The organism is Verrucosispora sp. WMMD573 (genome assembly GCF_027497175.1).
Taxonomy (GTDB): Bacteria; Actinomycetota; Actinomycetes; order Mycobacteriales; family Micromonosporaceae; genus Micromonospora.
The window spans coordinates 3,776,618-3,797,785 of the sequence record NZ_CP114901.1 but is presented as its reverse complement, the minus strand read 5'-3'; the positions used below and the strand labels follow the sequence as shown (position 1 = coordinate 3,797,785).

Below are 21,168 nucleotides of genomic sequence, written 5' to 3'. Positions count from 1 at the left end.
TCTTCATCATCGGCACGATGAACACCGCCGACAGGTCGATCGCTTTGGTCGACGCGGCCATCCGACGCAGGTTTGCATTCGTCGAGCTACATCCCAACGACCCGCCGGTGCGCGACGTGCTCAGCAAGTGGCTCAAGGCCAACAACAAACCCGGCGATGAACGCGCATCGCTGCTTGCCGCCTTGAACGAGTCGATCGGGGAGGAGGACCATGACTTCAAGATTGGCCCGTCCTACCTGATGAAGCCAAACCTCGACACGGAGGCAGGGCTTGAGCGGGTGTGGCGCTATGACCTACTGCCGCTGCTGCAAGAGCATTACTATGGCCGGCTTACCAGGACACAGATCCGCAACCGCTTCGGACTCGCCGCCGTCCGGTCCCGGATCGGCCCCTGGCCACCCGACGTCCCAGCAGCCGAGCCACCGACTCTGTCGCAGCCGTGACCGTGTCCGCGTCGATCAGCCTCGCCGAACTAGACCGCGTCGGTGTCCGGCACCAAATGGACGACCATCAGGCGACCGCACTGAGCGCGACGGGCCTCGTCAGCCTTCGGCCCGAAAGCGACGGATGGTGGCACGTCCTGCCCTCCGGCAAGGTCGGCGCGGTGCGGACAGCCGGACTCGACGTCCAGGTCCGGCCCAAGGTTGGCATCGCCAGGCTGCTCTTCTTCCTCGGCTACGCGCTGGACCCAGGGTTCCGGCCAGAAGACGTCACCGCGAAGCCGGAGCCCGACCTGTGGGCCGCCCTGGCGGAGTCACTGATCCGGCAGGTCGAACGTGCACTCGCGCCGGGAATCCTGCAAGGCTATGTCGTGACCGATGAGGCACTGCCGCTGGTCCGGGGCCGGATCAGGTTCGCAGACCAACTCTCCCGTCGCCCCGCTATGCCACTGCCGATCGAGGTCCGCTTCGACGAGTATGCCGCGGACATTGCTGAAAATCGGATTCTGCGCACTGCACTTCGACGCATGCTCGCGGTGCCGCGGCTGCCCGCCGAAGCACGGTCGCGACTGACTCATCTGGACGGCCGCCTCGACGGGGTTCGGGTACTGCCACACGGCGCCCCGCAGCCGACCTACAGACCCAGCCGTCTCAACGCCCGGTACCTCCCGGCGCTCAGGCTCGCCGAACTGGTCCTCCGCAATCAGTCCGCCGAACCGGGACCCGGCGACGTCACGATGGCCGCGTTCGTCGTCAACATGGCAAAGGTCTTCGAGGACTTCGTCACCACGGCGCTGCGCGAATCCCTAGTGGAATATCCGGGCCACACCGACAGTCAGTATGGCGCGCACCTCGATACCGAGCTCACCATTCCCATCCGACCCGACATCGTTCACATCGCCGGTGACCGGCCCGTCGCAGTCTTCGATGCCAAGTACAAGCTGGAAGGAATTGCCTCTGGCTATCCGAACGCCGACGCCTACCAAATGCTCGCCTACTGCACGGCACTGCGCCTGCGCACCGGCTGGCTGGTGTACGCCCAAGGGGCGTCGCCGCCCGGCCCTCGGCGCGTCCGCAACACCGAGATCGACATCGTGCACTATCCCCTCGACTTGTCCGCGCCGCCACGCGATCTCCTCATCGAGATCAACCTTTTGGCTCAGCAGGCCATGCATGTGGCCAACTAATGAAGGCTCCCGGCGAGCGAGCAGCCCGGGCTGAGACCTGCATCTCGGCTGGCGTAGCTGCACCTGGCCGGCGGCACAGTTAGCGCAGGTTGTATCTGCCGCGGACGCGGGGTACCACGTGCTAACGGTGGCGACGCATGTGGCCCCAAGGTCGTCTGTGAAGAGCGCTCGCAGCCCGTGGGCCAGCTTGCACAAGCAATGGCCATATCTCGCTCCCGGCAGGACGGGGCAGCCGGGTTCCCCAGGCTCCGCAATCGTGCCCGATCGGTGACGTACCAGCCGCCATAATCCGGCGTGTGACGATCGCCGACGCCCGCCTGCTCGGGCTGATCCCCACGTACCCCACCTCCGACGTGTGCTGCCTGGAGGCACCGAAGAAGGCGCTGCTACGGCACAGCATTACTGCGGCCCGGCACCGGGAGTTACTGCGGGCGCAGGGCGGCGGGTGCGGAATCTGCGGCGGCCCGGCATGGCGCTACCCGGTCGGACTGGTGCCCCTGCCGGTCGACCATGACCACTTGTGCTGCCCGGGACGAGATTCGTGCGGTCGGTGCGTACGGGGACTCCTGTGCGCCGGCTGTAACGGAAACCTCGGTTTGGTCGAGCTGCATGGCAATGCGATGCTCTCGCCGAGACGGTGGATCGAAGCTGCCCGCACCTACCTGACACAGGCCGGAATCGATCCCTGGGAGGCGAACAGGTTCGCCGCCGGTGGGCGCATCCATCGCGATCGGCGGATCAGGGATGAGGTGGACTGCCGCTGCTACCACTGCACCGGCGACCCTCAGGGCGCGGGCGGATGGATCGCAGCGGCGATCGCCGTCGGTGAGCCCGTGTGGGACGAGATCATTCGACGGACCGCGCAGCAGCGGACAAAGGCCAACGAGCTCGCGTTGAACGTTACCGACAACGAGCTGTGAGCCACGGATCGGCCCCGAAGCCAGCATCGCCCCGACCCGGAGCTAAGGGTCGGAACGATGCGGTCCCCGGGGCATCTCAATCCGTCTGGTGCCGGCGCCACAACGGCGTAAGCATTGTGAGCCCTCTCCCGGGTGGGGAAAGGGCTCACGATCGCGGGTCGCGTCAGACCCGCTGGGTGATCGTCGTCCCCGGGTGCCGGGCCGCAGCGGCTGCCGTCACGAATCGGCCGGTGCTGGCGCTGCGGTTGACGATGCGGGTGTTGCTTGTCCCGCGTCCGACGCGTTCGGTTGTGGTGGTCCGCGGCGACCGCACCGCCGTGCTGCTGCGGACGAACCGACCTGTCCTGGCGCTGCGGGCCACGGTGCGGGAGCCGCCTCGAGCCATGATGATCATCTCCTCTGGTAGTGCAGTCTCGGTTGGACCGCTCCTGCCAGAGGCATATGTGCTGGTCGGCCGGTTACCCGCCACTCTTTCGGCCGGTTTTCCGGCCGCGATTGCTGTGGGGGGGTACGCGAGGCCGCTCCAGCCGCCCGGGCGACGATGGCGCGGGCGGTCGCGGTGGAAGTGCGGGCGCGCATGGCACGGGCGTCGGCGGTGCCGAGCGAGGAGCGCTCGATCTTGGCGTGGATCGTGGACTCTGACGACTTCCCGGTCGCCGCGGAGGGTCGCGGGCCGTGGTCCGGGGTGGGCTGCGGCATGGGCGTTCATGCCCCCCTTCGGGTATGGGCGGGTTGTGGGGCGGTCAGGCGGGTGCGGTAGTAGGACAAGGCTTTCTGTACGGCATTCTCGGTGAGGCCGAGCAGGCTGGCGACGTCCGCCTGGGTGTAGCGGCAAGGATGAGCGTCAGCATGGTGCGGGTGCGGGGCGGGGCGCCGGTCAGCAGGACGTCCACCTCCTGGCGGAGCACGGCGAGTTGGGCCGGGTCGACGGGCGGGCCGCCGCTGGCGGGGTGGTCAAAGAGGGTGAGCTCGTCGACGAGCAGATCGTGATGGACCTCGTTGTTCAGCCAGGCGCGGTAGATGTTCGGGAAGCGGATCAGGCACTGGCCGATGAAGAACGTCTTGAGCGAGGCGCCGCGGGCCGGGTTCCACCGGCCGGGGATCAGCACGGTGTCGCGAAAGGATCGCAGCGCCTTGGCAACGGTCTCGTTGGCGAGTTCCTCGGCGACGTCAGGGCGGCTGAGTGCCCCGAGCGGCGGCTCGGGCAGGCCGGTTCCGCGCTCGCGGCACTTGCCGAAGATGGTGCCTTGACGGATCCAAGCGACCATGACGGCGTACCCGTATCGGGCCAGCTCGGTGGCGAACAGGTCGTAGTCCCGGCCGGTGAAGTTGTACCGACGCAGCCAGGCGACCAATTCGGCGTCCTCGGCCAGACGCTCACGTCGGCGAAGAGCGCGGGCGGTTTCGTCGAGGTCATGGTCCTCGCGGGTACCAGCGAAGTCGGCAAGCCAGGAAGCGGGGACAGCGATGTTGCGCCGGGTCGGTTCCCGTTGTAGTCCCGATCCCGCCACATCGTCCGTCGGCTCGTCGGCTTCCGGGTGCATGGCGCCTTTCTCGGTGCGGTGCGTCCGCTCAAGGACTCACCGGACGTCCTCCCCTTTGTGCGGCCGCTCCGATTACCCGCCACTCTTTCTCCAAGATTTTTTCAAGGGGGTAACCGCAGGTCATGGGCGAGTCATTATCGGCGTGACCTTGTCGATCAGGCCGGCGATGACCAGCTGGGCGCGCGGCGAGACGTCGTAGGCGCTCAGCGCGCTGAGCACGACGTCCCGCTCGAGCAGCCCGGCAGCGGCCATGTCGGCCAGCACCCGCTGGGCTCCGTCGCGGCCGTACCCGCGGGCATAACCGTTGTTGCCGTAGCGCACCAGCTCGTCCAGGTACTCGCGCACCCGCAGGTCCAGCAGGGTGGTCTCGCCGGTGTCAAGGTCGAGCGCGCCGATGGCACCGGCCCAGCCGGCCAATCGCCATGGACTCGGATGCTCTACCACCACCAGGGCGTTGCCGTGCGCCAGCCGCGTCGCCACCGCCAGCGCCTCCGGCGTGGGCACGTGCGCGATCACCGCCCCGGGGCACACGTCGACGCGCGGAGATCGCGGCGAGGCGTGCCGGCCCTTCAGGTACGGCTCGAATAGCACTTCGCCGTGGTACTCGCCCTTGCGGTCTGTGACCAGGACGGCGGACAGCCGGCGCTGCGCAGCCTGGCCCTCCGCCCAGCGCATCGCCACGGCAGCAGCGGTGACGAACTCCCGGACCGGCTGAAACGGCACCCACGCGGCGGTGAAGTCAGAGATCACAGCCGCCACGGTAGGCCCACCGTATGACACTTTCTCGGATCGAGCGCCCCCCTTGCTGATCGATGCATGGTGAGGTGGGTTGCGGTGTCAACGGCCGGGTGCCGCCTCGGTCGCATCGCCACTGAAACACCCATCCAGGCTGGCGTCGCGATTGGCGCGAAGCCGATTAGGCGGGGTGGGTCTGGACGTAGCAACCAGCCCCACCCCGCGGTCGGTTCGAGCTCAGGCCAGTAGAGCCGCAGCGACCTCCTGCAGACTCGCCCGGACATACGTAGTGGTGGTGCCAGCGTCACTGCCGCTGTCGGAGTGCCCGGCGTAGGCGCGCGCCACGGCATAGCCGAAGTTCCGCTCGACCCACGTCAGTGTCGTGTGCCGCAGCCAGTGGGTGCTGATCTGCTGCACGTAGACCCAGGGCAGATGCTCACCGATGCGCACCCACAGATGGTCGTAGCGCCGGTAGGTGATCGGCTGCCCGTTGCGGTAACGCAGCAGCTGGTCAGTTTCCGTCGCCTGGCGTTCCTCGGCATGCTGCTGCAGATGCCTCATCAGCGTCGGTGGGACCGGTTGCCACCGCACCGTGTCACCCTTCTCCCGCAGCAGGATGAGGCACTGGTCCGGGTCCAGGTCAACCGGCCGCAGGGCCAGCGCGCCGCCCCGGCGGCACGCCGTCTCGGTGTGCAGCCGCAGCAGCAGGCTGTCCAGCGCCGGGTCGTCGCCCGTGCTGGCAGCGACGGCGTTGATCTCCGCCAACCTGCTGTCGGCCACCGCTCGTCTGGTGCTGGGTAGCCGCCGCGGCTTGGCCACCTTGAGGGCGGGGTTGTCCGCCGCAGCGATGTACCCGTCGGCCACGGCCCGCTTGTACAGGCACCGCAGCGCAGCGATCAGATGCTCCGCCGCACTTCGCCCACCCCGGGCGTTGCGCCGGGCCACCACGTGCGTCTTGACGTACTCCGCCAACCGTTCGATCTCCGACGGCGTCGGCTCGTCAATGCGCCGCGCGCCCCACTGCTCGACCACGCGCTTCCAGTACGAGCCGTACGCCCGTCGCGTGCCCGTGGTGACGGCAGCCGCCACGACCGGCACGTACTCGGCGAACGTCGGTGCCGGCGGACGGTCCGACGACGCTGCTACCAGGTCCGCCGGGGAGATGCCCATCCGCGACAGCAGCAGCCGGGCGGCCTCCAGTTCGGCTTTGCTCGCCGTGGCCGCGCTCATGCCGGATCACCACCCAGCACCGCGCGCTCGGCCTGGGCGACCATCTCGTCCAAGGCGATCGGCGGGTACACCACGAGCAGGTTCGCGGCGCGGTCCGCGGTCAGTAGGACGTGCTGGCCGGCTGCGAGGCCGCACCAGTGCCGTACCGCGGCCGGCAGCAACAGGTGCCCTTGGCCGGTGACAGTGAAGGCTCCCTGCCGATCTCGGCGCACGACGATGACGTTTCCACCTTGACGGATGTCCAGGCGGACACCGGGTTCCCAGCCCATTGCTCCGATGATCGACCGATCACGGATCCGGCCACTGCTGTCCACCGAAGCCAGGCGATACATCCTCGCCTCGGTGCGCTGCCGCGGGAGCGCAGGCATCGGTAACGGTGCCCGACGCAGCGGGCCACCAGAGCTGGTCCGAGCAGAGCGCCCCTCGTCTGAAAGCAGGACCGGAGGGACGACGGAAGTCACCAAAGGCTCAGCCACATCGACCACCACCGTCGGCCGGCGCGAGGCCGGCGGAGGTGATCGGGAAGATCAGATTCGCGTGGTCAATGAGGCTTGACCACCAGTACGTCAGGTACGGCACAGGTGCCGCAACTTTGTGTCCGAGGGGGGCCTTGAACACCGGCTGGCCGGGCGATCGCGCCGATCATTGTCGGTGGCCACCTTCCAGCACTCGGACATGTCCGTCTGACGCACGCCGGCATGGCGCTATCGGTCGCGGTCTTCCAGGTTGAGGCGGTGCCGGTCAGCGAATGCGCGGGCGCGTACCTCGTTGTTGAACGCGGTGTCGATCTCGTCGTCCCGTTCGTCGTCGGTCACGTCGTCCTGCGGGTCGGCGGGCTGCTCGGCGTATTCGTGGTAGACGAGCCAGCAGCCGCGTATTCCGTCGAGAAGGTCTTCGAGCATGTCGCGGGCGGGACGACGTGGGTCCAGAGTGGTCAACCGGATCGTGGTGAACTCGGCGTGCGCCTCGGGGTCGTCCGCCGCGTACCGTTCCACGTTCTCGTCCGCTTCCTCGATTTTGTCCCGTAGGTCATCGATGTCAGGTGCTTTGCCCTCGGCCACCGCCATGGCGCCTCGGATCATGCTGGTCACCACATGCGTGGGCGACAGACCGATCTCCATCAGTTCCAGCACCGCGGTCGGCGTCGCGTGCGGTAGTGCCTCGATGTCGTCGGCTTCCATCACGATTTCGGTTACCGGGGCGCCGGACAGCTCCGAGGTCACCTCGGCGGCGGCCTGCAGCCAGTGCGCGGCCGCCACGCACGCCGAAGTCGGATCGAGGTGGAGAAACAGTTCGCCGGCGCCGAGCGGGTTGTCGGTCAGGATCTGGTTGGCGGCGGCGACCTGGACCGGCGAGGCGTCCTGCCGGGTGAGTTGCACGGCCTGGATCGAACGTCCCGACAGATCACCGAGTTCGGCGCCTTCCACCGCGGCGATCTCGGCCTGCACGTCGGTGATGACGGCTGCGGTGAGGTCGGTGTCCGCGGCGGCGTGCAGGCAACGGCCCACCCGGTGGGCGTACTCCTCGACCGGGTCGTACGCGACGGCCAGCATGCCATCGTCGTCAGGCAGGTTCGGCGTGCTGATGTACGCCGTCACCGACGCGAACTGGTTGCGGGTCCGCTCTCGTCGCCACCCCTCACTGTTGAGCTCCAGGCTGTCCGCGGCGCTCGCCGGATGCGTGTAGCAGCGCCACAGCGCTTCGGACAGCCGTGACAACTCGGCTGCCAGGGCCATCCGCTGCCTCGACGTCGCGCTCGCCGGCAGCGTCGCGACCGGAGTCGCGACAGCCCCGTAGCCGGTTTCCCAGGTCGCCATCAACTCGCTCCGGCTCTCGTCGACCGCGTACCGCGTCATCGCCGCCCCCTCGTCGAAAGCTCGCCGCAGCCTACCGGTGACGGCGCGGTCATCCACGGCCTCGCGTGGGGGACCGCGCCTGCCGGCCCCGCCTATACGCGCTCGCCGATACCCAGTCGCGCCTGTGTCTCCTGTGCCCGTTCGGCTGCGGCGCTGGCGCCGTAGTGGCGGGGCATGTCCTCTGAGGTCCATCCGAGCAGGAGCATCAGGTCGCCGGTGTCGCCGCCGGCGCGTTTCCACTCGTGGGCGAAGCTGTGCCGCCACCGGTGGGCGTGCACGTCCGCCACGCCGGCGGCGGTGCCCAACCGTTTGAGCAGGATCTTGATGCCGTTCGGAGTCAACGCTGCGGTGCCTCGTTCGGCCAGCCACAGGTTCGGCAGGGCAGCGCCCTTGTGCTTGTCCCGGGCCCGCAGATACCGCGACAGCGCCCGGGCCGTCTTCGGCCCGAACCGCACCCGCCGATCCTTCGCGCCCTTGCCGTGGAAACGCACCGACTCCGTAGTCAGGTCCACGTCAGCGACCAGAAGATTGCCGACCTCCGACAGACGTGCGCCAGTGTTGCAGTACACCCGGATCAACGCCTCGTCACGCAGGTTCGCGAAACCCTTGCCCTTGCAGGCGTCGAGAAGCTTGCTGGTGTCCTCGTCCCGCATGACCGGGATCAGCTTGCGGGGTGTCTTCGGCTGCCGCACCCGCTGCATCGGCGACCGGTCGATAGCCTCCTCGTCGAGGAGCAGCCACTTGAAAAACTGCTGCAGTCCCTTGTGCTTGTTTACCGCCGTCGACGCGGACCTGGTCTCGATCATCCAACCCTGGAACGCCTCCACATGCGCCCGCGTCACCGCACACGGATCCTCGGCCGCATCGGCGGCGTCCGGATCCGGCGACTGCTCTGTCAGGTAGCGGCCAAGCTGCGCGGCGGCGAGGAGGTAGTTGTAGCGGGTGGTCTCCGGATAGTTCCCGGCCCGCAGCGACCGGTCCCAGTCGCGGAGGAACCCGGCCCAGGTCCGGGAGAGCCCGACGGTGAGTTTCTGAAGATCCAGTAGTGGCATGACAACCTGCCCGAGTCAAGGAGTCCAACAGCGGCGTGCTAGACCAGGCATCCATGCCGAGCAATGAAAAGAGGGCTCCCGCAAGTCTCTGACCTGCGGAAACCCTCTCGCTGTCGGGACGGCCGGATTCGAACCGACGACCCCTTGACCCCCAGTCAAGTGCGCTACCAAGCTGCGCCACGTCCCGATTGCCACCGCCGGGATCTCCCCGCGACAGCCGGTACAGCTTAGCGCAGGCTCCGCTTCGCTCGCACCGACCCCTCCTGGCACCCCGGTACCGCTGGATCCGCATCAGAGCTGGCTGTCGTGGTGCGATGACGCACCAAACCACCGCCAGGGCGTCCTAGGAAACTGGTCAACTTGGGCAGGTGGCCCGCGGCGGCGAGCTGAGGGTCAGCCGTGGGCCTTGCCGCGACCGCCGGGGCCGAGCTTCTTGCGGGGGCGTACCGAAATCTCGATCGGGCTGCCCTCGAAGCCGAACTCCTCGCGCAGCTTGCGCTCGACGAAGCGCTGGTAGCCTGCGTCCAGCGGACCGGTGGTGAAGAGCACGAAGCGCGGCGGGGCCACCCCCGCCTGGGTGGCGAACAGGATCCGTGGTGCCCGACCGCCCCGCACCGGGTGCGGGGTGGCCTGGACCAGGGCGGTCAGCCACGCGTTGAGCTGCGCGGTGGGGATCCGGGTCTCCCAGCTGTCCAGCGCCCGGTGCAGAGCCGCGGCGAGCTTGTCGACCGCCCGGCCGGTCTTCGCCGACAGGTTCAGCCGAATCGCCCACGGGATGCGGCGCAGCTCCCGCTCGATTTCCTTGTCCAGGTAGTACCGGCGGTCGGCATCGACCAGGTCCCACTTGTTGAAGGCGATCACCAGCGCCCGGCCGGACTCGGTGACCATGGACAGGATCCGCTGGTCCTGCTCGCTGATCGGCTCGCTGGAGTCGAGCAGCACCACCGCCACCTCGGCCGCCTCGATGGCGGAGGCGGTGCGCAGGCTGGCGTAGTACTCGGTGCCGCTGGCCCGGCCGACCCGCTTGCGCAGCCCGGCCGTGTCCACCAGGTGCCAGGTGTCGCCGCCGATGGTGACCAGGCTGTCCACCGGGTCGACGGTGGTGCCGGCGACCGCGTCGACCACCGCCCGTTCCTCGCCGGAGAAGCGGTTCAGCAGGCTGGACTTGCCGACGTTCGGCCGTCCCACCAGCGCCACCCGACGCGGGCCACGGGGGCGGTACTCGGCCACCTTCGGCGCCTCCGGCATCGCCGCCAGGATGGCGTCGAGCAGGTCACCGGAACCCCGTCCGTGCAGTGCCGACACCGGGTGCGGTTCACCGAGGCCGAGTGACCACAACGAGGTGGCCTCCAGCTCGATGCTGGCGTTGTCGGCCTTGTTGGCCACCAGAATCACCGGCTTGGCGCTGCGACGCAGCATCTTCACCGCCGCCTCGTCGACGTCGGTGGAGCCCACCGTCGCGTCGACCACGAAGACCACCACGTCGGCGGTCAGCACGGCGGTCTCGGCCTGCGCGGCGATCGCCGCGGCGCGATCCTTCGCGTCCGGTTCCCAACCGCCGGTGTCCACCACGGTGAACGCCCGCCCGGACCACTGCGCGTCGTAGGGGACCCGGTCGCGGGTGACTCCCGGCACGTCCTCGACGACCGCCTGGCGGCGGCCGATGATGCGGTTCACCAGCGTGGACTTGCCCACGTTGGGGCGGCCGACCACGGCCACCACCGGCTGCGGACCGGTCTGCTCCTCGGTGTCCAGGTCCGGCTCGCGCAGCTCGATCCAACCGTCGTCGCTCACGCCACTGACCGATCGGTAAGTAGTGCCCGCAGCCGCGCCACGACCTCGTCGATGCCCAGCTCGGTGGTGTCCAGGACCACCGCGTCCGGCGCCTGGGCCAGCGGATCGGCCTTGCGGGTCGAGTCCAGCTGGTCGCGTCGGGCCAGGTCGGCGGCGGTGGCCGCGACGTCGGAGGCGTTCTCGGCGCTGCGCCGCGCGGCACGCGCCGCCGCCGACGCGGTCAGGTACACCTTCAGGTCGGCGTCGGGGGCCACCACGGAACCGATGTCCCGACCCTCGACCACGATCCGGCCCGCCTTGGTGATCATGTCGCGTTGACGGGCCACCAGCAGCGCCCGGACCGCCGGCACGGCAGCCACCGCTGAGACGGCGGCGGTCACCTCGGGGCCCCGGATGTCGGTCTCGACGTTCACCCCGTCGACCGTCACGCCGTACCCCGCGGGGTCGGTGCCGATGCGCAGATCGGCCTCGCCGGCGACCTTCGCCACCGCCTGCGCGTCGGTCAGGTCGACACCGGAGCGCAGCACCGCCCAGGTGATCGCCCGGTACATCGCACCCGTGTCGAGGTAACGCCCGTCGAGGCTCGTGGCAAGCCGTCGGGAGACGGTGGACTTACCCGAACCGGACGGCCCGTCCACAGCGACCACGCAGCGCCCGGCCGGCACGTTTTCCTCCACCGTCGTCCTCCTCAGCCCGTACCTCACGATCCGTCGGCGACGACCGCGAGCGGTTGACCACACAAGTCCAATAATGCCCGGCGTCGTGCAGCGCCACCGGCCGGGCCGTCAGGCAGCCTACCCGCAGCCGTACCCGCGGCCGCCGCCTCAGTCACCCACGGCCTTGAACAGGGCGGCGACCTCCGCGTTGGTCAGCCTCCGGGTCCGCCCGGCACGCAGGTCGCCGAGCCGGATCGGCCCGATGGAGGTACGCACCAGCCGGCTCACCGGGTGGCCGACCTCCGCGAGCAGGCGGCGTACGATGTGTTTGCGGCCTTCGTGCAAGGTCAGCTCGACCTGGGCGGTACGTCCCAGACTGTCGACCACCCGGAAGGCGTCGACCGTCACCGGGCCGTCCTCCAACTCGATCCCGGCCGCCAACCGCTTGCCGAGGTTGCGAGGGATCGGGCCGGAGACCTCGCACAGGTAGGTCTTCGGCACCCCGTAGGAGGGGTGCATGAGCCGGTGCGCCAAGTTGCCGTCGTTGGTGAGCAGCAGCAGGCCCTCGCTGTCCGCGTCGAGCCGCCCGACATGGTAGACGCGCTGCTCGACCCGGTTGCCGAGAAAGTCGGCGAGCGCGGTACGTCCCTTTTCGTCCGCCATGGTGGAAACCACTCCGCGCGGCTTGTTCATCGCCAGATACACCAGCCGGGTGTCGGCCGCCAGCCGCTCGCCGTCGACGTGGATGACAGCTGTGGTCGGGTCGACCTTGTCGCCGAGCTGCGCCACCCGCCCGTCGACGGTCACCCGCCGCCGGAAGATCAGATCCTCGCAGGCCCGCCGGGAGCCGACACCGGCGGCGGCGAGCACCTTCTGGAGGCGTTCCGGGCCGGTGTAGACGGGGGCGTCGGGGCGGGGGGTGCGGTCATCGCGCGGCATCGGCAAGCTCTTCTACGTCGTCGGGGAGGAAGGGGGCCAGGGGCGGCAGGTCGTCGAGGCTGTTCAGGCCGAGCTTCTCCAGGAACAGGGTGCTCGTCCGGTACAGGTAGGCCCCGCTGTCGGACTCGGTGCCGCACTCCTCGACCAGGCCGCGAGAGACCAGGGTACGGATCACCCCGTCGCAGTTGACACCGCGGATGGCCGAGATGCGCGACCGGGTCACCGGCTGCTTGTACGCCACCACGGCCAGGGTCTCCAGCGCGGCCTGGGTCAGCCGGACCGACTGCCCGTCGAGGATGAACCGCTCGACGTAGGTGGCATATTCCGGTCGGGTGTACAGCCGCCACCCGCCCGCTGCCCGGCGCAGCTCGAATCCGTGGCCGGCGGCGGTGAAGCTGGCGGCGATCTCGTCCAGCATCGGGCCGATCCGCTCGGCGGGCTGCTCCAGCACCTGGGCGAGGACCAGTTCGCTCACCGGTTCGTCGACCACCAGCAGGATCGCCTCCAGGGCGCCGCGCAACTCCGCGTCGTCGAGTTCCGCGGCCGGTTCCAGCACCGGCCGGACCCGCGTCACAGACCGCTTCCGCCCCAGTTCCGGAACCCCCTCCCCCGTCCTCCCATCACCCCCGCCCCCTCCCCCAGCGCGCCCTTCGACCAATTCGATCTTGGACGGGAGCGGCCCCTGGAGGGGCACCTGCGCACCAAGATCCGCGGCCTCCCCCACCGCAACCGAGGCGGCGGTGGTGGGGGCAGCGGCGGGATCGGCGGGCGAGGCCGGAGGAGTGGACGGGGCGGGATCAGTGGGCGAGGCCGGAGGAGTGGACGGGGCGGGATCAGTGGACGGGGCGGAGTCCTCTGGTGGGGCGGGAGCCGGGCGCTGCCACGGTGGAATCCAGGCGGCGGCCTGTTCGGCCAGGGAGTCCGGCCGCTCTTCGTTGCTCATCCAGCACGCTCCTCGGTCGTTTCCATCGCCTCAGCCTCGTCGGCACCAACACCAGCACCAGCTTCGCCGAACCCAGCACCGGCAGCGCCGACACCAGGACCGCGAGTATCGGCGTCACCGGTGCTCGCAGCGCCACCAGCACCGTCCGCCGCCGGCCCGCCATCCGGCGGCGGCCCAGAAGGCGACTCCGGCCCGGACGGCAGCTCCATGGACGGCCCGGACGGCAGCTCCGTGGACGGCCCGGACGGCAGCTCCGTGGACGGCCCGGACGGCAGCTCCGTGGACGGCCCGGACGGCAGCTCCGTGGACGGCCCGGACGGCAGCTCCGTGGACGGCCCGGACGGCGGCTCGGTGGACGTCTCGGGTGGTGTGCCGGCGTACTCGTCGATAGCCAGTGCCGGGCCACCGTCGGCGGGACCCGTCCAGCGCACGGTCAACTCCTCCAGCGCCTGCTCCTGGACGAAGGCCACCACCCCCTGCCGGTACAACTCCAGCAGGGCGAGGAACCGGGCGACCACCTCCAGGGTGGCCTCGCAGTCGGCGCAGAGCAGCGAGAAGCTGGCGGTGCCGGCCCGCCGTAGCCGTTCGGCGATGATGCCAGCGTGTTCCCGGACGCTGACCCGGACCATGTGCACGTGGGCGACGGACACCTCGGGCACCGGCTTCGGGGTCATCGCCCGCACCGCCAGCTTGAGCAGTCGTGGCGGACCGATCCCCAGCACCAGGTCGGGCAGCGCGTCGGCGTAGCGGGCTTCGAGGGTGACGGCCCGTGGGTAGCGCCGGCCGCCGACCTCCTCCAGTGCGGCGATGTGCGCCGCCGCCTCCTTGTACGCCTTGTACTGCAACAGCCGGGCGAAGAGCAGGTCCCGCGCCTCCAGCAGGGCCAGATCCTCCGGGTCCTCGACCTCGGCGGCGGGCAGCAACCGAGCGGCCTTCAGGTCGAGCAGGGTCGCGGCGACCAGGAGGAACTCGCTCGCCTCGTCCAGGTCCCAGTCGTCGCCCATGGCCCGGATGTAGGCGATGAACTCGTCGGTCACCTGGTGCAGTGCGACCTCGGTGACGTCGAGTTTGTGCTTGCCGATGAGTTGCAGCAGCAGGTCGAACGGGCCGGTGAAGTTGGCCAGCCGTACGGTGAACCCGGCACCCTCCGCCGGCTCAGTTGGCGCCGCAGCCTCCGTCGGCGCCGCTGGGTCGGCAACGACCGTCGGCTCCCCGTCGCTGTTCGAGACGGTTGGGTCAGCCACCACCGGCGGCGGGTCAGCCGCAGCGGTGGGGTCGAGGGGCGGGGCGCTCACGCCGACGACGGTAGTCCACGGTCGGGACACCTCGGTTCAGCGCCTCCTACCGCTCGGCCTGCGCGGCGATCACCTCGCGGGCCAGCTGACGGTAGTTGCGGGCCCCCGAGGAGGCCGGGTCGAGCGTGGTGATGGGTGAGCCGGCGACGGTGGACTCGGGGAACTTCACGGTCTTGGTGATCACCGTTTGGTAGACCTTGTCGCCGAACGCCTCGACCACCCGTTGCAGCACCTGCCGACAGTGCGTGGTGCGGCTGTCGTACATGGTGGCGAGGATGCCCTCGAGTTCCAGGTCGAAGTTGAGCCGCTCACGTACCTTGTCGATGGTGTCCAGCAGCAGCGCCACGCCACGCAGGCTGAAGAACTCGCACTCCAGCGGGATCAGCACGCCGTGCGAGACGGTCAACGCGTTGATCGCCAGCAGACCGAGTGACGGCTGGCAGTCGATCAGGATGTAGTCGTACTCCTTGCGGATGCTCTTGAGCACCCGGGCCAGAGCCATCTCGCGGGCGACCTCGTTGACCAGCTGGATCTCGGCGGCGGAGAGATCGATGTTGGCCGGCAGCAGGTGCAGCCCGGCCACGTCGGTCTTGATGAGCACGTCGTCGGCGGTGACGTCGTCCTGCATGAGCAGGTTGTAGACCGACAGGTCCAGGTTGTGCGGGTTGACGCCCAGCCCGACGGAGAGGGCGCCCTGCGGGTCGAAGTCGACAAGCAGCACCTTGCGGCCGTACTCGGCCAGCGCGGCGCCGAGGTTGATGGTGGTGGTGGTCTTGCCGACCCCGCCCTTCTGGTTGGCCATCGCGATGATGCGGGCCGGCCCGTGCCGATCGGTGGGCATGGGCTCCGGGATCGGCTTGCGCATGGTGTAGGCGGCCGGGTCCGCCGGGCCCAGATCCGAGCCGAGGGCGTTCTGCTGCTCGCGGAGCTCCGACGTCCAGGTCTCGGCACGGTCACCGTTGCCAGCCATGTCCTCGTTGCCCCCTCCCGACGACCGTGCGGCGTCGGAGCCGCCCGACGTCCTTCGCGGTGCCGCTGCGCACCCCGGTCCACTCGCCGCGAGGGCCGCGCCATGCCGACTGTACGCCACCGGCGAGCAGGGCGTTCGGCACCCGCTCGGCGTGTCGGCCGGCGGCACCGGCCGCCGGCAGGTCAGGCCGTCAGCACGCGACCGGCGCCGACGGGATCGGGTCGGCGACCGCACCATCGATCACCGGTCGCGCAGGTACGCAGAGCAGCGCCGACGGTCAGTTCAGCGCTCGGGGATGTGCGGTGGCGTAGACCTCGCGCAACCTGTCGACGGTGACAAGTGTGTAGACCTGGGTGGTGGTGACCGAGGCGTGGCCGAGCAGTTCCTGCACCACCCGCACGTCGGCCCCGCCGTCGAGCAGGTGGGTGGCGTACGAGTGGCGCAACGTGTGCGGCGACACGGCCCCGGGGCCCTCGACGCTGAGCCCGGCCCGCTGCGCGGCGCGGCGCAGGATGGTCCAGGCGCCCTGCCGGGTCAGCGGGCCACCCCGGGCGTTGAGGAAGATGGCCGGGGTACCCCGGCCGGCGGCGGCCAGCCCTGGCCGAGCGCGCACCAGGTAGGCGCCGAGCGCCCGCAGCGCGTACCCGCCGATCGGCACCAGTCGGGTCCGCCCGCCCTTGCCCCGCAGCACCGTCACCCCGTCGTCGAGATCCACGTCGTCCACGGCGACGCCGACGGCCTCGGAGATCCGCGCTCCGGTGCCGTACAGGAACTCCAGCAGCGCCCGGTCGCGCAGCGCCAACGGCGCGGCGTCCCCCGCCGCGTCGACCGGGCCGGCAGTCTCCAGCAGGGCGACCACGTCGTCGACCGGCAGTGCCCGGGGCAGCCGTCGGGGGGCGGCCGGGGGGCGCACGTCGCGACTCGGGTCGGCGCCGGCCAGGCCCTCGCGTAACGCGAACCGGTGCAGTCCGCGTACCGCGCTGGCGGCGCGGGCCGCCGAGGAGACCGCGAGCGGCGGGTGCCCGTCGGCGCCGGAGCGCAGCCGGGCCAGGTGGCGTTCGATCTCCCCGGTGGAGACGACCGACAGGTCGGTCACCCCGGCGGTGGTCAGCGACCCGAGGTAACGGTCCAGGTCGCGACGGTACGAAGCGAGCGTGTTCGCGGCCAGTCCACGTTCGACGGTGAGGTGGTCCAGGTAGCCGCGGACGGCACGGCGCAGGGCCGGCGCGGGCTGCTCGTCCCCGCCGGCCTCGCCGTCGGTCAGCCGGTCGGTCAGGCCAGCACCCCGGTCAGCGGCAGGGTGGGCAGGCCGTGCGCCTCGGCGACGGGACCGTAGACGACCTGCCCGTCGTGGGTGTTCAGGCCCAGCGCCAGCGCCGGGTCGTGGCGTGCGGCCTCCCGCCAGCCGTGGTTGGCCAGTTCGAGGGCGTACGGGAGGGTGACGTTGGTCAGCGCGTAGGTGCTGGTGTTCGGCACCGCGCCGGGCATGTTCGCCACGCAGTAGAAGATCGAGTCGTGTACCCGGTAGACCGGGTCCGCGTGGGTGGTCGGCCGGGAGTCCTCGAAGCAGCCGCCCTGGTCGATGGCGATGTCGACGAGCACGCTGCCCGGCTTCATCCGGGAGACCAACTCGTTGGAGATCAGTTTCGGCGCCTTCGCGCCGGGCACCAGCACCGCGCCGATGACCAGGTCCGCGTCCAGCACCGCCCGCTCGATCTCGTACGCGTTGGAGGCGACGGTCTGCAGGTGGCCCCGGTAGATGGCGTCGGCCTGGCGCAACCGGCCGACGTTCTTGTCCAGCAGCAGCACCTCCGACTGCAGGCCCAGGGCGATCGCGGCCGCGTTCATGCCGGAGACACCGGCGCCGATGACCACGGTCTTGGCCGCGTACACACCGGAGACGCCGCCGGGCAGCACCCCCCGGCCACCACCGGTACGCATCAGGTAGAAGGCGCCGACCTGTGGGGCGAGCCGTCCGGCCACCTCGGACATCGGGGCGAGCAGCGGCAGCGACCGGTCCGGCAGTTCGACGGTCTCGTAGGCGATGCCGGTCACCTTCCGGTCGAGCAGTGCCTGGGTGCAGTCCCGGGAGGCGGCCAGGTGCAGGTAGGTGAAGAGCACCTGCCCCTCGCGCATCCGGTGGTACTCCTCGGCGACCGGTTCCTTGACCTTCAGCACCAGGTCGGCGGCGCCCCAGACCTCGTCGGCGCTGTCCAGGATCTTGGCGCCGGCGGCGGCGAACTCCTCGTCGGTGATGCTCGACCCGAGCCCGGCGCCCGCCTCGACGAAGACCTGGTGACCACCGCGGGTGAACTCGTTGACGCCCGCGGGCGTGATCGCCACCCGGTACTCGTGGTTCTTGACCTCGCGTGGGATGCCGACCTTCACGATGCTGACACCTCTCTTCGGGGCACGTTCACCCCGACTGCGCGGCGCCGCGGCGGCCCCATTGCCGCCCCGGTCAACCGGTCCCGCCGGCGGCAGTCTAGGCGTGACCGCGCGTCAGCGGAGCCCGCACTGTGACACCTGCTGGCCGTGGCCGTTGACGATGTGTCAGGTGTGAATACCCAGGCCGGCGGTGGACGTCACATCAGCCGTCAGGACAGTCTTCGGCACCATCGTCCCACCTGGTGCACACCGGTGCGGACAGCGCGTTAGTGGATCACTATTGTGTCGCCCCATGACCACTCCTCCAATGCAGCCCGGGTACCCCCAGGGCGTTTCTGACAAGAGCAAGGTCGTCGCGGGCGTCCTGCAGATCGTGCTGGGCGGCTTCGGCGTCGGCCGGTTCTACATGGGCGACACCAAGACGGGCGTCATTCAGCTGATCGTCACCCTCGTGACCTGCGGCATCGGCAGCATCTGGGGCCTCGTCGACGGCATCCTGATCCTGGTGAACGGCGGTGTCGACGCCCAGGGCCGGCCGCTGCGCGACTGACCCACGAGACCACGCGGGGGGTCGGGCGGTGCACACCGCCCGACCCCCCGCGTCGTGTGCCACGAAGTCCGCGCCGGGAGCGGACCCGCGCGGCGCGGGCTGCGTCGCGTACCCGGTCAGCTCGGAAGCGGGGCATCCGCCCGGCGCAACCCCGACCAGCCGGCGTCGCGGGCCCGGGCGGCGGCGAGCAGCCCGGCCACGCACGGGCCGTTGCTGATCTCCCCCGCCAGCACCATGCCGACCGCCTCGTCCAGGTCGATCCGGACGATCTGCAGGTCGGCCTCCTCGTCGTGGCGGTCGTGTCGCTGCTCCACGGGCACCTCGCCGAGATCCCGGGCCAGGAAGACCCGGACCAACTCGTCGGTGAACCCGGGCGAGCTGTGCACGTCGACCAGCACGTCGAGCCGGCCGGCGGTGAGATCGACCTCCTCGGCCAGCTCCCGCGTCGCCGTCACGGCCGGGTCCTCACCGGAGACGTCGGTCAACCCGGCCGGCAACTCCCACAACCGCCGGCCCACCGGCTGACGGTACTGCCGGATCAACACCACCTGACCCGCGTCGTCAAGCGCCACCACCGCCACCGCGCCGACGTGTCGGACGAGGTCACGCGCCGCCGTGCCACCGCCGGGCATGGTGACCTCCTCGGTGACCACCTCGAAGATCCGGCCGCGGTAGCGCAGCTCCCGCGAGCGCACCTCGTAGCGGTGCTCGACGGCGCTCATCGGCCCACCACCGGGTCACCCGCGCCGGCCTCGGCCCTCATCGCCCCTTCGATTCCCGCGGACATTCCGCTCACGAGGCCGAGGTCGCCTTCGTGGCGGCGCCGTTGCGGGTGGCCCGCCCGGCGGTGGCCCCGTCCAGATCGACCGGGAGCTGGTCGGCGTGCGAGTACGTCACCGCGGCGTGGACGAAGGCGGCGAACAGCGGGTGTGGCCGGGTGGGGCGGCTCTTGAGTTCCGGATGCGCCTGGGTGGCCACGAAGAACGGGTGCAGATCGCGGTCCAGCTCGACGAACTCGACCAGCCGACCGTCCGGCGAGGTACCCGAGATGCGCAGTCCGGCCTTGGCGAGCTGGTCGCGGTAGGCGTTGTTCACCTCGTACCGGTGCCGATGCCGCTCGCTGACCTGGGTGCTGCCGTACGCCTCGGCGACGATCGACCCCTCGGTGAGCGTCGCCGGGTACGCGCCCAGCCGCATGGTGCCGCCCAGGTCGCCCTTGCCGGCGACGATGTCCTGCTGATCGGCCATGGTGGCGATGACCGGGTGCACCGCCTCGGCGTCGAACTCCAGCGAGTTGGCACCGTCCAGGCCGGCCAGGTGCCGGGCCACCTCGATGGTCATGCACTGCAGGCCCAGGCAGAGGCCGAGCAGCGGAATGCCGTTCTCCCGGGCGTACCGGGCGGTGCCGATCTTGCCCTCGATGCCCCGGACGCCGAACCCGCCGGGGATGACGATGCCGTCGACCCCGGCCAGGGCCGCCGCCGCACCGGTCGGAGTGACGCAGTCGTCGCTGGGCACCCACCGCAGCTGCACCCGGGCCCGGTGGCCGAAGCCGGCCGCCCGGATCGCCTCGCTGACCGACAGGTACGCGTCGGGCAGGTCGACGTACTTGCCGACCAACGCGACGGTGATGGTGTGCCGGGGCTGGTGCACCCGCTCCAGCAGGTCGTCCCAGCCCTCCCAGTCCACGTCCCGGAAGGAGAGGTTGAGCCGGCGCACCACGTACGCGTCGAGCCCTTCCCGGTGCAGCACCTTCGGGATGTCGTAGATGCTGGGCGCGTCCGGCGCGGCGATCACCGCCTCGGCGTCGACGTCGCAGTAGAGGGAGAGTTTGTGCTGGAGCTTCTCCGGGATGTCCCGGTCGGAACGGCACACGATGGCGTCGGGCTGGATACCGATGCTGCGTAGCTGGGCCACCGAGTGCTGGGTGGGCTTCGTCTTCAGCTCCCCGGAGGGGGCGAGGTAGGGCACCAGCGAGACGTGCAGATAGAAGCAGTTGTCGCGGCCGAGGTCGTGGCGTACCTGTCGGATCGCCTCCAGGAACGGCAGCGACTCGATGTCACCGACCGTGCCGCCGACCTCGGTGATCACCACGTCCGGGGTACGGCCGTCGTCGTCCGGGTCGGCCATGGCCAGAATCCGGGACTTGATCTCGTTGGTGATGTGCGGGATCACCTGGACCGTGTCGCCCAGGTACTCACCACGCCGCTCCTTGGCGATCACCTCGGAGTAGATCTGGCCGGTGGTGACGTTGGCCTTGCCGGACAGCGACCGGTCCAGGAAACGCTCGTAGTGGCCGACGTCGAGGTCCGTCTCGGCGCCGTCCTCGGTCACGAAGACCTCACCGTGCTGGAACGGGTTCATCGTGCCCGGGTCGACGTTGAGGTACGGGTCGAGCTTCTGCATCACCACGCGAAGCCCCCGCGCGGTCAGCAGGTTGCCGAGACTGGAGGCGGTGAGCCCCTTACCCAGCGAGGAGGCGACGCCTCCGGTGACGAATATGTGCCTGGTCGTCCGTGCTGAAGGGGCCAAGGCCTGCTCCCGTGTCGTCCGTCGCGGTCGTGCAGACCGCCGAGCCGATCAGCGAAGTGATCACGCGATCCACGGGATTCCACGGTAACACCTCCCCAACGGCCGGCCGGTGCCGCACCCGGTACGGCCACCGGGTC

General features: G+C 70.0%; 20 protein-coding genes, 1 tRNA gene and 1 pseudogene. 4 read left to right on the top strand and 18 right to left on the bottom strand.

Annotated features, from left to right (window positions below):
* Positions 1-17: 17 nt before the first annotated feature.
* From O7601_RS17410 to O7601_RS29505, 3 genes are all read left to right on the top strand, one after another.
* Positions 18-443: a hypothetical protein gene (locus O7601_RS17410; RefSeq protein WP_281562162.1), complete on the top strand. Its 426-nt coding sequence runs from the start codon at positions 18-20 to the stop codon at positions 441-443.
* Positions 440-1,627 carry a restriction endonuclease gene (locus O7601_RS17405; RefSeq protein ID WP_281562161.1) on the top strand — a complete coding sequence of 396 codons (1,188 nt, stop codon included), beginning with the start codon at positions 440-442 and terminating at the stop codon, positions 1,625-1,627. Before O7601_RS17410 ends, O7601_RS17405 begins: the two co-directional genes overlap by 4 nt.
* A 596-nt stretch (positions 1,628-2,223) precedes the next feature.
* Entirely contained in the window at positions 2,224-2,547 is a 324-nt protein-coding gene (locus tag O7601_RS29505; RefSeq protein WP_348650203.1) for a hypothetical protein, read from the top strand.
* Positions 2,548-2,710: 163 nt separating this feature from the next.
* Here the strand turns inward: O7601_RS29505 and O7601_RS17395 are convergent, their stop codons facing one another.
* The 16 genes and pseudogenes from O7601_RS17395 to ald all read right to left on the bottom strand — a co-directional run bounded on the left by O7601_RS17395 (position 2,711) and on the right by ald (position 17,949).
* Complete coding sequence (locus O7601_RS17395; protein WP_281562160.1) at positions 2,711-2,932, bottom strand: hypothetical protein; 222 nt, start codon at positions 2,930-2,932, stop codon at positions 2,711-2,713.
* Between the two features lie 358 nt (positions 2,933-3,290).
* Positions 3,291-4,091, bottom strand: a complete 801-nt coding sequence (locus tag O7601_RS17390) for a hypothetical protein (protein ID WP_281562159.1) — start codon at positions 4,089-4,091, stop codon at positions 3,291-3,293.
* Positions 4,092-4,211: 120 nt separating this feature from the next.
* Entirely contained in the window at positions 4,212-4,841 is a 630-nt protein-coding gene (locus O7601_RS17385; RefSeq protein WP_281562158.1) for a hypothetical protein, read from the bottom strand.
* Positions 4,842-5,063: 222 nt separating this feature from the next.
* On the bottom strand, positions 5,064-6,056 hold the full coding sequence (locus O7601_RS17380) for a site-specific integrase (protein ID WP_281562157.1): 993 nt from the start codon (positions 6,054-6,056) through the stop codon (positions 5,064-5,066).
* Positions 6,053-6,325 carry an AbrB/MazE/SpoVT family DNA-binding domain-containing protein gene (locus O7601_RS17375; protein ID WP_281562156.1) on the bottom strand — a complete coding sequence of 91 codons (273 nt, stop codon included), beginning with the start codon at positions 6,323-6,325 and terminating at the stop codon, positions 6,053-6,055. Before O7601_RS17375 ends, O7601_RS17380 begins: the two co-directional genes overlap by 4 nt.
* 435 nt (positions 6,326-6,760) lie before the next feature.
* A complete protein-coding gene (locus O7601_RS17370; RefSeq protein ID WP_281562155.1) occupies positions 6,761-7,912 on the bottom strand; it encodes a hypothetical protein in 1,152 nt (383 codons plus the stop codon).
* A gap of 92 nt (positions 7,913-8,004) precedes the next feature.
* The gene (locus tag O7601_RS17365) at positions 8,005-8,964 is read right to left on the bottom strand and encodes a tyrosine-type recombinase/integrase (RefSeq protein ID WP_281562154.1); all 960 of its coding nucleotides are present in this window, start codon (positions 8,962-8,964) and stop codon (positions 8,005-8,007) included.
* 113 nt (positions 8,965-9,077) lie between these two features.
* Positions 9,078-9,151, bottom strand: a tRNA-Pro gene (locus O7601_RS17360).
* A gap of 206 nt (positions 9,152-9,357) precedes the next feature.
* Positions 9,358-10,758 (bottom strand): ribosome biogenesis GTPase Der, encoded by a 1,401-nt coding sequence (gene der / locus O7601_RS17355; protein WP_281562153.1) that lies wholly within the window; start codon positions 10,756-10,758, stop codon positions 9,358-9,360.
* Positions 10,755-11,435, bottom strand: a complete 681-nt coding sequence (gene cmk, locus O7601_RS17350; RefSeq protein ID WP_281562152.1) for a (d)CMP kinase — start codon at positions 11,433-11,435, stop codon at positions 10,755-10,757. Before cmk ends, der begins: the two co-directional genes overlap by 4 nt.
* Positions 11,436-11,582: 147 nt before the next feature.
* Positions 11,583-12,353 carry a pseudouridine synthase gene (locus O7601_RS17345; RefSeq protein ID WP_281562151.1) on the bottom strand — a complete coding sequence of 257 codons (771 nt, stop codon included), beginning with the start codon at positions 12,351-12,353 and terminating at the stop codon, positions 11,583-11,585.
* Positions 12,340-13,296, bottom strand: coding sequence for an SMC-Scp complex subunit ScpB (scpB, locus tag O7601_RS17340; RefSeq protein WP_281562150.1), 957 nt, complete (start codon positions 13,294-13,296; stop codon positions 12,340-12,342). Before scpB ends, O7601_RS17345 begins: the two co-directional genes overlap by 14 nt.
* 371 nt (positions 13,297-13,667) lie before the next feature.
* Positions 13,668-14,621, bottom strand: a pseudogene (locus O7601_RS17335) (ScpA family protein); the annotation flags it as partial.
* A gap of 16 nt (positions 14,622-14,637) precedes the next feature.
* A complete protein-coding gene (locus tag O7601_RS17330; RefSeq protein ID WP_281562149.1) occupies positions 14,638-15,561 on the bottom strand; it encodes a ParA family protein in 924 nt (307 codons plus the stop codon).
* 277 nt (positions 15,562-15,838) lie between these two features.
* Complete coding sequence (locus O7601_RS17325) at positions 15,839-16,825, bottom strand: site-specific tyrosine recombinase XerD (protein WP_281566962.1); 987 nt, start codon at positions 16,823-16,825, stop codon at positions 15,839-15,841.
* 8 nt (positions 16,826-16,833) lie between these two features.
* Positions 16,834-17,949: an alanine dehydrogenase gene (ald, locus tag O7601_RS17320; protein WP_281562148.1), complete on the bottom strand. Its 1,116-nt coding sequence runs from the start codon at positions 17,947-17,949 to the stop codon at positions 16,834-16,836.
* A gap of 175 nt (positions 17,950-18,124) precedes the next feature.
* Here ald and O7601_RS17315 point away from each other — a divergent pair, with 175 nt between their 5' ends.
* A complete protein-coding gene (locus O7601_RS17315) occupies positions 18,125-18,499 on the top strand; it encodes a TM2 domain-containing protein (RefSeq protein ID WP_348650264.1) in 375 nt (124 codons plus the stop codon).
* 116 nt (positions 18,500-18,615) lie between these two features.
* Here O7601_RS17315 and O7601_RS17310 read toward each other — a convergent pair whose 3' ends face one another.
* On the bottom strand, positions 18,616-19,221 hold the full coding sequence (locus tag O7601_RS17310; protein WP_281562146.1) for an NUDIX hydrolase: 606 nt from the start codon (positions 19,219-19,221) through the stop codon (positions 18,616-18,618).
* A 70-nt stretch (positions 19,222-19,291) separates the two neighbouring features.
* Positions 19,292-21,031 (bottom strand): CTP synthase, encoded by a 1,740-nt coding sequence (locus tag O7601_RS17305; RefSeq protein WP_281562145.1) that lies wholly within the window; start codon positions 21,029-21,031, stop codon positions 19,292-19,294.
* Positions 21,032-21,168 lie beyond the last annotated feature (137 nt).